The organism is Actinosynnema sp. NPDC020468, from assembly GCF_040642015.1.
GTDB lineage: Bacteria > Actinomycetota > Actinomycetes > Mycobacteriales > Pseudonocardiaceae > Actinosynnema.
The window spans coordinates 119,599-134,187 of sequence record NZ_JBFAEO010000011.1; the positions used below are offsets into that span (position 1 = coordinate 119,599).

Here is a 14,589-nt window from a genome sequence, read left to right on the forward strand (position 1 = left end):
GGAATCGGGCGTGACCGCCCTTTCCGACCGCCGGGTGAAGGAGCGTGGAGCACGCGATGACCAGCGACGACCGTCAGCACGTCCAGGATCGCGGTGCGGCCGTCGCGGTGGTGGGACTCGCCTGCCGGCTGCCCGGCGCCCCCGACCCGGCCGGGTTCTGGCGGTTGCTGGACACCGGGACGAGCGCCATCGGGCCGACGCCCGCCGACCGCTGGGGCACCGCGCCCGGCGGTGGTGACCGGCTGGGCGGCGCGCTCGAGGACGTCGCCGGGTTCGACGCCGGGTTCTTCGGGGTGTCGCCCGCCGAGGCGGCGGCGACCGACCCGCAGCAGCGGTTGGTGCTGGAGTTGGCCTGGGAGGCTTTGGAGGACGCGGGGATCGTGCCCGGTGCGTTGGCGGGCAGCGCGACCGGCGTGTTCGTCGGCGCGATCGGCGGCGACTACGCCACCCTCGTCGCCCGGCACGGCGGGCTCACCCGGCACACGCTTCCCGGGCTCAACCGGGGTGTCATCGCGAACCGGGTGTCCTACGTGCTCGGGTTGCGCGGTCCCAGCCTGACGGTCGACTCGGCCCAGTCCTCCGCGCTCGTCGCGGTGCACCTGGCGTGCGAGAGCCTGCGGCGCGGCGAGTCGACGGTCGCCCTCGCGGGCGGCGTGAACCTCAACCTCGTCCCGGACAGCACCGCCACCGCGCAGGAGTTCGGCGGGTTGTCGCCGGACGGCACCAGCTACACCTTCGACGCGCGGGCGAACGGGTACGTGCGGGGCGAGGGCGGCGGCGTGGTCGTGCTGAAGCCCCTGGCGGCCGCGCTGGCCGACGGCGACCCGGTGCACGCGGTGATCCTCGGTGGCGCGGTCAACAACGACGGCGCGACGGACGGGCTCACCGTGCCGTCGGCGGACGCCCAGCGCGACGTCGTGCGGGCCGCGCTGGCGGCGGCCGGTGTGGCGGCGGGCGACGTGCAGTACGTGGAGTTGCACGGGACCGGCACCAGGGTCGGCGACCCGATCGAGGCGGCCGCCCTGGGCGCCGCCCTCGGCGACCGCACCGAGCCGCTGGTGGTCGGGTCCGCGAAGACCAACGTCGGGCACCTGGAGGGCGCGGCGGGCATCGTCGGCCTGCTCAAGGCGGTGCTGGCCCTGCGCGAGCGCCGGATCCCGGCCAGCCTCAACTTCACCACCCCCAACCCCGCGATCGGTTTCGCGGACCTGCGCCTGAGGGTGGCCACCGAGTCCGGCCCGTGGCCGCGCCCCGACCGGCCTCTGGTCGCGGGGGTCAGCTCGTGGGGGATGGGCGGCACCAACGCCCACCTGATCCTCACCGAAGCCCCGGGCCGCACCCCGACGACCGCCGCCCCGATCACCGCCGCCCCGATCACCGCTGTGCCGACGGCCGCCGTCCCGACGGCTGGCGTGCCGACGGCTGGCGTGCCGACGGCTGGCGTGCCGACGGCTGGCGTGCCGACGGCTGGCGTGCCGACGACCGGCGCTCCGATCACCGCTGTGCCGACGACCAGTGCCCCGACGACCAGTGCCCCGACGACCGGCGCCCCGATCACTGGCGCCCCGATCACCACCGTGCCGACCACCGCTGTGCCGGCGACCGGCGTGCCGACGGCCGACGCCCCGGAAACGCCCGCTGCGGCCGGACCCGCGATCCCTTCGGCGTTCGACCTCGCCGACGGATTGGCCGACGGCTCGGCCGACGCGCCCGCGGGGCGTTCGCTCGGCGGTTCCGCGAGCGGCCTGACCGGTGGGTCCGCGATTGGTTCGGCTGGTGTGTCCGCGGATCTTTCGGCCGGTGTGTTCGGTGGCCTTTCGGCTGGTGGTTCGGACGGTGGTGTGGCCGGCCCGTCCGCGACTGGTTCGGCCGCTGTGTTTGCGGGTCCTTCGGCTGGTGTGGGTGCGCGTGGTTTGGCTGGATTGGCTGCGAATGGTGCTGCGGGAGGTGCGGCGAATCGTTTCGCGGATGGTGTGGTTGGTGGGCCGGCGAACGAGGTGCCCGAGGGTGCCGCGAATCGGTCGGCGGTCGAGTCGGCGCGGGGTTCTGCTGGTGTGGGCGCGAATGGTGGGGTTGAGGATTTCGCGAAGCGTTTCGCTGGTGGTGTTGCGCTTGGTGTGACTGGCGGAGTGGCGGGTGGTTCGGCTGGTGTGGTCGCGAATCCGTTGAGCGGCGCGGTGGCGGTGCCGGTGTCCGGGCGGACCGAGGCGGCGTTGCGGGAGCAGGCGGCGCGGTGGGCGGACGTGGTGGCGGGGACGGAGCCCGCGGATGTGGCGTGGACCGCCGGTACTGCTCGGACCGTCTTCGCGCGGCGGGCGGTGGTGGTCGGGGCGGACGCGGCTTCGCTTGGCGCGGGGTTGCGGGAGTTGGCGGCGGGGCGGCCCGCGGCGAGCGTCGTGACCGGGACCGTTCGGGCGACCGGGGGCACGGTGTTCGTGTTTCCCGGGCAGGGCTCGCAGTGGGTCGGCATGGCGAGCGGGTTGTTGGCGCAGTCGCCCGTGTTCGCCGGGTACGTCGCCGAGGTGGACGCGGCGCTTCGGGCGCACGTCGACTGGTCGCTGGTCGAGTTGTTGCGGGACGGGTTGCCGTTGGACCGGGTCGACGTGGTGCAGCCCGCGTTGTTCGGCGTGATGGTGTCGTTGGCGAAGCTGTGGATCGCGTCGGGCGTGCGGCCGGACGCCGTGATCGGGCACTCCCAGGGTGAGATCGCCGCCGCCCACGTCGCGGGCGCGTTGTCGTTGGCGGACGCGGCCGCCGTGGTGGCCCTGCGGGCGCGGGTGATCGCGGCCCACGCGACGGCCGGCGGGATGGTCTCGGTGCCCGAGCCCGCCGCGCTGGTGCGCGAGAAGTTGGCTGCCTACGAGGACGAGCTCGCGGTGGCGGCGGTGAACGGACCGGCGGCGACCGTCGTGTCCGGTGAGCCGAAGGCGCTCGCCGAGTTCGTGGCCGGGTATCGGGACGCCGGCGTCGACGTGCGGACCATCCCGGTCGACTACGCGTCGCACTCGCCCCTGGTGGAGGCGTTGCGGGACGAGTTGGCGCGGGTGCTGGGCGGCATCGCGCCGCGCGCCTCGGACATCGCGTTCTACTCGACGGTGACCGGCGGGCTCCTCGACACCACCGCGCTGACCGGCGACTACTGGTACCGGAACCTGCGGCGGACCGTGGAGTTCGCGGACGCGGTGACCGCCGCGATCGTGGCCGGGCACGGGGTGTTCGTGGAGGTCAGCCCGCACCCGGTGCTGGCGTCGGGACTGCGCGCGATCGGGGACGACGCCGACCTCACCGTGGTCGGCACGCTGCGCCGGGACGAGGGCGACACCACGCGGTTCCTCACCGCGCTGGCCGGCGTGCACGTGCGGGGGGTGAAGGTCGACTGGGCGGCGCTGGGCCGCGGCGAGCGGATCCCGTTGCCCACCTACCCCTTCCAGCGGGACCGGTACTGGGTCGACACGAGCACGACCGTCGAGGTCGTGGTGGGCGAAGCGCCGCGGGACGAGCCGCGGAAGTCCACTGTGGACCCGAGCTCGGCGGCGGAGACCGTGCGGGCGGTGGCGGCGGTGGTGCTCGGGCACGCGAGCGCGGACGCGGTCGACCCGGCGGCGACGTTCCGCGACCTCGGGTTGGACTCCGCGGGCGCGGTCGAGTTCCGGGACCGGTTGGCCGACGTCACCGGCGTGGCGCTGCCGTCGACGCTGACGTTCGACCACCCGACGCCCGACGCCGTGGCCCGGTTCCTCACCGGGCGGCGGGAGGTCGCGCCGGAGGTCGTCGCGCGGCCGGTGGACGACGACCCGGTGGTGCTGGTCGCGGCCGGTGGCCGGTGGCCGGGCGGCGCGGACACCCCGGAGGCGTTGTGGGACCTGCTCGCCGGCGGGGTCGACGCCATCGGGCCGTTCCCGGTGAACCGGGGCTGGGACCTGGAAGCCTTGTACGACGCCGAGTTGCGCCGTCCCGGCACCACCTACACCCGGGAGGGCGGGTTCCTGCACGACGCCGACCTGTTCGACGGCGCGTTCTTCGGGCTCGCGCCGCGCGAGGCGGCCGTCACCGACCCCCAGCAGCGGCTGCTGCTGGAAACCGCGTGGGAGGTCGTGGAACGGGCGGGTGTGGACCCGGCGACGTTGCGCGGCAGCAGGACCGGTGTGTTCGTCGGCGCGATGACCCAGGACTACGGCCCGCGGCTGCACGAGACGCCCGAGGGCTACGAGGGGCACAACCTCACCGGCAGCCTGACGAGCGTGGCGTCCGGTCGGCTCTCCTACACCTTCGGGTTCGAGGGCCCGGCGCTGACCGTCGACACGGCGTGCTCGTCGTCGCTGGTCGCGATGCACCTGGCGGTGCGGGCGCTGCGGGCGGGCGAGTGCGACCTGGCGCTGGCGGGCGGCGTGACGGTGATGTCGACCCCCGGTATGTTCACCGAGTTCTCCCGGCAGCGCGGGCTCGCGCCGGACGGTCGGTGCAAGCCGTTCGCGGACGCCGCCGACGGCACCGCGTGGGCCGAGGGCGTGGGGTTGGTGCTGCTGGAACGGTTGTCCGACGCGCGCCGCCACGGTCGCCGGGTGCTCGCGGTGGTGCGGGGCAGCGCGGTCAACCAGGACGGCGCGTCCAACGGCCTGACCGCGCCGAACGGCCCGTCGCAGGAACGCGTCATCCGCGCCGCGCTGGCCGACGCCGGCCTGGAGCCGTCCGATGTGGACGTTGTCGAGGCGCACGGCACCGGCACCGCGCTGGGCGATCCCATCGAGGCGCAGGCGATCCTCGCCACCTACGGCCAACGCTCCGGACACCCGCTGCTGCTGGGCTCGGCGAAGTCGAACCTCGGGCACGCGCAGGCCGCGGCCGGGGTGACCGGCGTGATCAAGATGGTGCACGCGCTGCGCGAACGCGTCGTGCCGGCCACGCTGCACGTCGACCGGCCCTCGCACCACGTGGACTGGACGGCGGGCGCCGTCACGGTGGTGGACCGCGCCACGGCGTGGCCCGAGGTCGACCGACCCCGGCGCGCGGCGGTGTCGTCGTTCGGGATCAGCGGCACGAACGCGCACCTCATCCTGGAGGAGCCGCCCGCCGAGCCGGTGCTCCCCGAGCGGGGCGCGACCGTCGGCGCGGTGCCGTGGGTGCTGTCCGCCCGGTCGCCGGAAGCGTTGCGGGACTGGGCTTCCCGGCTGCGGGAGCACCCGGCGGAGGACGTCGCCGACACCGGCTTCACCCTGGCCACCGCCCGGGCCCGGTTCGACCACCGCGCGGTGGTCGTCGCCGAGGACGCCGACGGGTTCGCGCGCGGACTCGACGCGCTCGCCGCGGGCGCCGAGTCGGCCGACGTGGTGGTCGGGACGGCGAGGCCGGTCGGGAGGACCGCGTTCCTGTTCACCGGCCAGGGCAGCCAGCGCCCCGGTGCCGGAAGTGGCCTGTACCAAGCGTTTCCGGCGTTCACCGAGGCGTTCGACCAGGTGGTCGCGGTACTCGACGCGCACACCTCGCGACCGGTCCGCGACCTGGTGTTCGCCGAGCCGGGCACGCCCGAGGCCGCGCTGCTCGACCGCACCGAGTTCGCCCAGCCGGCGCTGTTCGCGCTGGAGGTGGCGCTGTTCCGGCTCGCCGCGTCCTTCGGGGTGCGCCCGGACTTCCTGATCGGCCACTCGGTCGGCGAGATCGCCGCCGCGCACGTCGCGGGCGTGTTGACGCTGGACGACGCGGCCCGGTTGGTCGCCGCCCGGGGCGCGCTGATGCAGAGCGTGCCGGCGGTCGGCGCGATGGCCGCGATCCAGGCCACCGAGGAGGAGATCACCCCGGAGCTGACCGACGGGCTCGACCTCGCCGCGGTCAACGGACCGCGGTCGGTCGTGGTCTCCGGTGACGCGGACCGGGTCGACGCGGTGGTCGCGCGGTGGCGCGAGCGGGGCCGGAAAGCCAAGCGGCTCACCGTGAGCCACGCGTTCCACTCGGCGCACCTGGACCCGGTGCTCGACGCGTTCCGCGCGGTCGCGGCCGAGCTGTCCTACGCCGAGCCGACGATTCCCCTGGTGTCCACCGTGCACGGTCGCCTGGCGGAGTTCGGCGAGCTGACCACGCCGGACTACTGGGTCGCGCAACTGCGTGGCGCGGTCCGGTTCCACGCCGGGATCGGCGCGGTGCACGACGCGGGCGCGCGCACGTACCTCGAACTGGGGCCCGACCCGGTGCTGACCGCGTTGACCCTGGAGGGCGTCGAGGCGACCACGGCGGTCGCGGCGCTGCGGTCCGGGAAGCCCGACGCGCACGCGTGGTCGACCGCGCTGGCCGGGTTGCACGTCGCGGGTCTGCCGGTCGACTGGACCGCGGCGTTCCCCGACGCGCGCCGGGTCGACCTGCCGACCTACCCGTTCCAGCGCCGCCGGCACTGGCTCGACGCCCCCGCCGCGACCGACGTGACGGCGGTGGGTCTGGCCGAGGCCGGGCACCCGTTGCTGGGTGCGGCGGTCGAGCTGACGGACGGCGGGCTCGTGCTGACCGGTCGGCTGTCGACCACCACGCACCCGTGGCTCGCGGACCACGTCGTCGGCGGCCGGGTCCTGGTGCCCGGCACGGCGTTGCTGGAACTGGTCGCGCACGCGGGTTCCCGGGTCGGCGCGCCGACGGTCGCCGAGCTGACGCTGCACGCCCCGCTCGTCCTCGGCGTCGCGCCGGTGGTGGTGCAGGTGGTCGTGGAGTCCGAAGTGGACGGTGTGCGGGCGGTCGCGGTGCACTCGCGGTCCGACGGCGGTTGGGTTCGGCACGCGGAGGGCGTGCTCACCGCGGAAGTGGCGGCGGCGCAGGAGGTTCGGGTGCCGGCGGACGCGCGGCCGGCGGAGGTCGGGTCGCTGTACCCGGTGCTGGCCGGTCGCGGTTACGACTACGGCCCGGCGTTCCGGGGGTTGGCGGCGGCGTGGCGGCACGGTGACGAGGTGTACGCCGAGGTGCGGCTGCCCGGCGACGACGCGGCCGGCCACGTGCTGCACCCGGCGCTGCTGGACGCCGCTTTGCACGCGGTGGTGGGCCTCGCGCTGGACGACGACCGCCCGCTGGTGCCGTTCGCCTGGCGCGGTGTGACGCGGTATTCGACCGGCGTGTCGACCCTGCGGGTCCGAATCCGCCGGACGGGCCCGGACTCGGTGGCCCTGCACGCGGTGGACGCGGCCGGTACACCGGTCGTCGCGGTGGAGTCGTTGCTGCTGAGGGCGGTCGCGGACCGGGCGCCGGCGTACCGGGTGGACTGGATCCCCGCACCCGTAGCGAACACCGAGGCGAGCTGGGCACCGCTGGGCGACCACGGGTCGGAGCACGCGTTCGCGGTGGTCGAGGTCGGCGGGTTGGTGTCCGAGGCCGGCCCGGTCGAGCGGGCGCACGCGGTCACCAAGGCCGTGCTCGCGCTGGTGCGGGACTGGAGGGACGACGCGACGCTGGTGCTGGTGACCCGCGGCGCGGTGGTCGCCGCGTCCGGCGATCGGGTCGTGGACCCGGCCGGCGCCCCGGTGTGGGGTGTCGCGCGGGTCGCGCAGGCCGAACTGCCGGGGCGGGTCGTGGTGGTGGATCTCCCGCCGGGACAAGGGTTTGACGGGCTCGGCGCCGCGTTGGGCACCGGAGAGCACCAGGTCGCGGTACGGGCCGGCGTGGTGCTCGTGCCGTCGTTGGCGCGGGTCGGTGACGCGCTGGAGGTGCCCTCGGGGGACTACCGGCTCGACGTCGCGGTGCCCGGGTCGCTCGCGAACCTGGCGCTGCTGCCCGATCCCGAGGCGGCGCGGCCGTTGGCGGTCGGGGAGGTGCGGGTGGGGTTGCGCGCGGCCGGGGTGAACTTCCGGGACGTGCTCATCGCGCTCGGCATGTACCCCGGTGGCGCGCGGATCGGGGCCGAGGGCGCGGGCGTCGTGCTCGAGGTCGGTCCCGGCGTGACCCGGGTGCGGCCCGGGCAGCGGGTGATGGGGCTGGTGCACGGTTCGCTCGGCCCGGTCGTGGTGACCGACGAGCGGGTGCTCACCGGGTTGCCCGCCGGCTGGACCTTCGCGCAGGGCGCCTCCGCGCCGGTGGCGTACCTGACCGCCTACCACGGGCTGGTCGACGTGGCCCGCACGGCGGCGGGGGAGCGGGTGCTGGTGCACGCCGCGACCGGTGGCGTCGGCACGGCGGCGGTGCGGTTGGCCCGGAGGCTGGGCGCGGAGGTGTTCGGCACCGCGAGCCCGGCCAAGTGGGACGTGCTGCGGGCCGCCGGGGTGGACGACGCCCACCTGGCGTCGTCGCGGACGCTGGACTTCGAGACCGCGTTCGGGTCGGTCGACGTGGTGCTCAACGCGCTGGCGCACGAGTTCACCGACGCCTCGCTGCGGCTCGCCGCCGGCGGTCGGTTCGTGGAGCTGGGCAAAACCGACCAGCGCGACCCGGCGGAGGTCCTCGCCGCGCACGGGGTCCGCTACACCGCGTTCGACCTGTTCGAGGTCGACCGGGACCGGATCGCCGCGATGCTGGACGAACTGGCCGACCTGGACGTGGTGCGGCCGCTGCCGCTGCACGCCTGGGACGTCCGGCACGCCCACCGCGCGCTGCGGCACCTGTCGCAGGCCAGGCACACCGGCAAGCTCGTGCTGACCCTGCCCGCGCCGCTCGACCCGGACGGCGTCGTGCTCGTCACCGGCGGCACGGGTGCGCTCGGCGCCCTCGCGGCCCGGCACCTGGCGCGCCGGCACGGCGTCCGCCACCTGCTGCTCGCGAGCCGGCGGGGTCCGGGCGCGGGCGCGGCGGACCTGGTGGCCGAGCTGGCCGGGCTGGGCGCCACGGCCGAGGTCGTCGCGGTCGACGTCGCGGACCGGGACGCGCTCGGCGCGGTGCTCGCGGGCCTGTCCCGCCCTCTGACCGCCGTCGTGCACACGGCCGGCGTGCTGGCCGACGCCACTCTGTCCACTGTGGACGAGGCGAGTGTGACGACCGTGCTGCGGCCCAAGGTGGACGCGGCGTGGCACCTGCACGAGCTGACCCGCGAGCACGACCTGGCCGCGTTCGTGCTGTACTCGTCGGCCGCCGGCGTGCTCGGCAACCCCGGCCAGACGACCTACGCCGCGGCCAACGGGTTCCTGGACGCGCTGGCCGAACTGCGGGTCGCCGCCGGTCTGCCCGCCACCTCGGCCGCCTGGGGCCACTGGGCCGACGCGGGCGGCATGGGTGGCGCGGACCGGGGCGCGCTCGCCCGCACCGGTCTCGCGCCGATGTCGAACGAGGTCGCGCTGACCCTGCTGGACACCGCGCTCGAGAGCCCCGACCCCGCGCTGGTCACGGCCAGGGTGGACGCGAGCCGGGCCACGTCGCCGCTGCTGCGCGCCCTCGCGCCCGGCCGGACCGAGGTCGTCGCGCCGGCGCCGGTCCTGGCCGACCTCGACGCGCTCACCCCGGCCGAGCAGGAGCGGACGTTGCTGCTGCTGGTGCAGACGACCGGCGCGGCCGTGCTGGGGCACACCTCGCCGGACGCGGTCCGGCCGGACCAGGGCTTCCTCGACGGCGAGTTCGACTCGCTGAGCGCGATGGAGCTGCGCAACCGGCTCGCCGCGCGGGTCGGGCGACGGCTCCCGTCGACGCTGGTGTTCGACCACCCGACCCCGATCGCGGTCGCCGCGTTCCTGCGCGTGCTGCTGGCGCCGGTCGACGGGCCGGACCCGGTGGTCGCCGACCTCGACCGGCTCGCCGAACGGCTGGGCACGCCGCTGGAGGACACCGTGCGCACGGCGGTCGTGGACCGGCTGCGCGACCTGCTGTCCCGACTGGACACCGGTGCCGTGCCCGACGTGGACGTCGAGGGCACCGACGAGCTGTTCGACCTGATCGACGCCGAACTCCGCCGGTCCTGACCGGTCGACCGCGAGCAGAAGGGGATTCACCGTGAGCGACGAGCAGAAGTTGCGCGACTACCTGGCCAAGGCCACGGCCGCGCTGCGGCAGACCCGGCGGCGGCTGGACGAGGTGACGGCGGCCGCGTCCGAGCCGATCGCGATCGTCGGCACCGCGTGCCGGCTGCCGGGCGGTGTCGACTCGCCCGAGGGCTTGTGGCGGCTGGTGGCCGAGGAGCGCGACGCGACCGGTCCGCTGCCCACCGACCGCGGCTGGGACCCGGGCCTGTACGACCCGGATCCCGCGCGCAGCGGCAAGTCCTACGCGCAGCGCGGCGGATTCCTCTACGACGCGGGCGAGTTCGACGCGGACTTCTTCGGCATCCCGCCGCGCGAGGCGCTGGCCGCCGACCCGCAGCAGCGGCTGCTGCTGGAGACCACCTGGGAGGCGTTCGAGCGCGCGGGCATCGACCCCGGCACGGTGCGCGGCACGGACGCGGGCGTGTTCGTCGGCGTCATCGCGCAGGAGTACGGCCCGAGCCTGCACCACAAGCCCGCGCACGACACCGACGGCTACGTGCTCACCGGCACCACCACGAGCGTCGCGTCCGGCCGGATCGCCTACACCTTCGGCCTCGAGGGTCCGGCGGTCACCGTGGACACCGCGTGCTCGTCCTCGCTCGTCGCGGTGCACCTGGCGATCGGGGCGCTGCGGTCGGGCGAGACCTCGCTCGCGGTCGCGGGCGGCGCCACCGTGCTGGGCGGTCCGGGCATGTTCGTGGAGTTCTCCCGGCAGCGCGGGCTCGCGCCGGACGGCCGGTGCAAGCCGTTCGCCTCCGGCGCGGACGGGACCGCGTGGGCCGAGGGCGTCGGCGTGCTGGTGCTGGAACGGCTGTCCGACGCGCGGCGCAACGGGCACCCGGTGCTGGCCGTGCTGCGCGGTTCGGCGGTCAACCAGGACGGGCGCAGCTCGCAGCTCACCGCGCCCAACGGGCCGTCGCAGCAGCGGGTGATCCGGGCCGCGCTGGCCTCCGCCGGCCTCGCACCGTCCGATGTGGACTACGTCGAGGCGCACGGCACCGGCACCCGGCTCGGCGACCCGATCGAGGCCCAGGCGCTGATCTCGACCTACGGCGCGGACCGCGCGGGCGACCCGCTGTACCTGGGTTCGCTGAAGTCGAACGTCGGCCACGCCCAGGCGGCGGCCGGTGTCGCCGGGATCATCAAGGTCGTCGAGTCGCTGCGCCGCGGCGTGCTGCCCAAGACCTTGAACGTGGACGCGCCGACCCCGCACGTGGACTGGGCGGACAGCGGCGTCGAGCTGCTCACCGAGGCCCGGCCGTGGCCGGAGACCGGGCGGGCGCGGCGGGCCGCCGTGTCGTCGTTCGGGGTGAGCGGCACCAACGCGCACGTCGTGGTGGAGCAGGCCGAACCGGTCGAGGCGACCGACGGCGGCACCCCGCCGCCGGTGGTGCCGCTGGTGCTCTCCGGCGCGACCGCCGAGGGGGTGCGCGCCCAGGCCGAGCGGCTGCTGCCCGTGCTGCGGGACGGCGCGCCGCTGGGCGACCTCGGCTTCTCGCTCGCCACGACCCGCGCGGCGCTGGCCGAACGCGCCGTCGTGGTCGGCGCGGACCGCGAGGCACTGCTCGACGGGGTGCGCGCGCTGGCCGACGGTACGGCGCCGACCGGCCGTTCCGGTGGCGCGCTGGCGTTCCTGTTCACCGGCCAGGGCGCGCAGCGGGTCGGCATGGGCCGCGAGCTGCACGCGACCTACCCGGTGTTCGCGGCGGCCTTCGACGCGGTGGTCGCGGAACTGGACCGAGCGTTGGGCGACGCGGTGCCGCACCCGGTGGCGGACGTGGTGCTCGGCGTCGCGGGGTCGTTGGACGACACGGTCTACACGCAGACCGGGCTGTTCGCGGTCGAGGTGGCGCTGTACCGGCTGTTCGAGTCGTGGGGCGTGCGGCCGGACTTCGTGGCCGGGCACTCGATCGGCGAGCTGGCGGCCGCGCACGTCGCGGGCGTCTGGTCGCTCGCGGACGCCGCCACGCTGGTCGCGGCCCGGGGTCGGCTGATGCAGTCGCTGCCCGCCGGTGGTGTGATGGTGGCCGTCGAGGCGACCGAGGAGCGGGTCCGCGCGGCGCTCGCCGAGGTGTCCACTGTGGACGTCGCGGCGGTGAACGGGCCGACGTCCGTCGTCGTGTCCGGCGCGCGGGACGCGGTGCTCGCGATCGCGGACCGGTTCGCCGCCGACGGCCTGCGCACCAAGGTGTTGCGGGTGTCGCACGGGTTCCACTCGCCGCTGCTCGAACCCGTGCTCGCCGATTTCCTCGCGGTGGCGAGGAGTGTGACCTACCGCCCGGCGACGATCACCGTGGTGTCCACGCTGACCGGCGCGGTCGCGACGTCGGCCGAGCTGGCCGAACCCGGCTACTGGGTGCGGCACGCGCGGGAGGCGGTCCGGTTCGCCGACGCGGTGACGACGTTGCGCGGCCGGGGCGTGACGACGCTGGTCGAGCTGGGTCCGGACGCGGTGCTCACCGCGTTGGCGCGGGAAGTCCTGGGCGACGAGCCGGTGCGCGCCGTCGCCGCGCTGCGCCGGGACCGGCCCGAGGCGCCCGCTGCGGTGGCCGCGTTGGGCGCCGCGCACGTCGGCGGCGCGACGGTGGACTGGACCGCGGTGTTCCCCGCCGCCCGGCGGGTCGACCTGCCCACCTACGCTTTCCAGCGCGACCGGTTCTGGCTGGACGCCAGCGTCGCGGCCGACGACTCCCGGTTCTGGGAACTGGTCCGCGCGGGCGACCCGGCCGGCTTGGCCGCCGCGCTCGGCGACGAGGGCCTGCGCGGGCCGGTGGAGGCGCTGCTGCCCGCATTGGCGGGCTGGAACTCCGGGCGGCCGAGCGGCGACCGGGTCGACTCGTGGCGGCACCGGGTCGTGTGGCGGCCCGCGCCCGACCCGGCCGGCCGGCTGTCCGGCACCTGGCTGCTGGTCGTCCCGCTGGTGTGCGACGACTGGGTGGGGCTCGCGGAACGGGCGCTGCGGGCGCGCGGCGCGGACGTGCGGGTGGTCACCGAGGTGACCGGAGCGGAACGGGTCGACGGCGTGCTGTCGTTGCTGGGCCTGACGAAGGGCGACCACCCGGACCACCCGGGCGTGCCGGCCGGGCACGTCGCGACGCTCGACCTGCTGCGCGTGCTGGAACCGGTGGACGCGCCGCTGTGGGTCCTCACCCGGGGCGCGGTCGCGGTCGAACCCGGTGCCGACGCCGATCCGGACCAGGCCCTGCTGTGGGGCCTCGGGCTGATCGCGGGCGCCGAGCACCCCGGCCGCTGGGGCGGGCTGCTCGACCTGGCCGCCGACGCCGACGCCGCGGCGTGGGACCGGCTGGCCACCGTGCTCACCGGCGCGGAGACCGAGGTCGCGGTCCGGGCGGGCGGCGCGTTCGCCCGGCGGATCGTCCGGGCACCCGCCGAGCGCACCTCCCGCACGTGGCGGCCGCGCGGCACGACGCTGATCACCGGTGGCACCGGCGCGCTGGGCGCGTCCGTCGCGACCTGGCTCGCCGAACGGGGTGCGCCCCGGCTGCTGCTGCTCGGTCGCCGCGGTCCGGACGCCCCCGGCGCGGCCGAGCTGGTGGACCGGTTGACCGCGCTCGGCAGCGAGGTCGAGGTGGTCGCGGTGGACGTGCGCGACCGGGCCGCGCTGGCCGGTGTGCTGGCCGCGATCCCCGCGTCGCACCCGCTGGACGCCGTGGTGCACACCGCGGCCGTGCTGGACGACGCGCTGCTGGCCGAGCTCACCCCGGACCGGGTCGCGACCGCGCTGTCGGTCAAGGTCGGCGCCGCGCGGGCGCTGGACGAGCTGACCCGGGACGTCGAGCTGTCGGCGTTCGTGCTGTTCTCCTCGTTGGCGGGGGTGCGCGGCACGGCGGGGCAGGGCAACTACGCGCCCGGCAACGCCTACCTGGACGCGCTGGCCGTGCGCCGCCGGGCCGCCGGGCTGCCCGGCACCGCGATCGCCTGGGGCCAGTGGGCCGGTGCCGGCATCGTCGCCGAGGACGCCGGGAAGGTGTTGGCCCGCAACGGGGTCCGCGCGCTGCCGGCGGACCTCGCGGTGACCGCGCTCGGTCCGGTGCTCGACGCCGACGAGACCGCGGTGGTGGTGGCCGACGTCGACTGGGCCACCCTGGCCGGCGCCACGCCGCTGATCGCCGAGCTGACCGGCGCCTCGAGCACGCCCGCGCCCGCCGACGACCGGGTGGACCTCACCGGGCTCGGCACGGCCGAGCGCACCACCCGGCTGGCCGCGCTGGTGCGCGAGCAGGTCGCGGCCGTGCAGGGGCGCGCGCTCGCCGCGGTCGACGTGGACCGCAGCTTCCGCGACCAGGGCTTCGATTCCCTGTCCGCCTTGGAGTTGCGCACCAGGCTCGGCGCGCGCACCGGGTTGAAGCTGCCGTCGACGCTGGTGTTCGACCACCCGACGCCGACCGCGCTGGCCGCCCACCTCGCGGCCGAGCTGACGCCGATCGCGCCGGTCGGCTCGATCGAGTCCGTCGTGGACGCGCTGGTCGAGGCGGCGGCGACGGCGGACGCGGCGACCAGGGCCGAGACCGCGGGCAGGCTCCGCGCGCTGATCGCGGGCTGGGACGTGCCGGCGCCGTCGTCGGTGGCGGAGCTCGAGCACGCGGACGACGACGAACTGGCCGCCTTCATCGGCAACACCCTGGGCATCCACTGACCGTCCGGTCGCGACCGGGGC

General features: G+C 76.0%; 2 protein-coding genes. Both read left to right on the forward strand.

Features of this window, described 5'->3' with window-relative positions; translation table 11 throughout:
- Positions 1-56: 56 nt before the first annotated feature.
- Positions 57-9,851 carry an SDR family NAD(P)-dependent oxidoreductase gene (locus AB0G50_RS11110; RefSeq protein WP_360105298.1) on the forward strand — a complete coding sequence of 3,265 codons (9,795 nt, stop codon included), beginning with the start codon at positions 57-59 and terminating at the stop codon, positions 9,849-9,851.
- 31 nt (positions 9,852-9,882) lie between these two features.
- A complete protein-coding gene (locus tag AB0G50_RS11115) occupies positions 9,883-14,568 on the forward strand; it encodes a type I polyketide synthase (RefSeq protein WP_360105301.1) in 4,686 nt (1,561 codons plus the stop codon).
- The last annotated feature ends 21 nt before the right edge of the window (positions 14,569-14,589 follow it).

Bases quoted from the DNA above. Each gene is read 5' to 3' on its own strand.
- AB0G50_RS11110 (WP_360105298.1), top strand. From the start codon at position 57: ATGACCAGCGACGACCGTCAGCACGTCCAGGATCGCGGTGCGGCCGTC.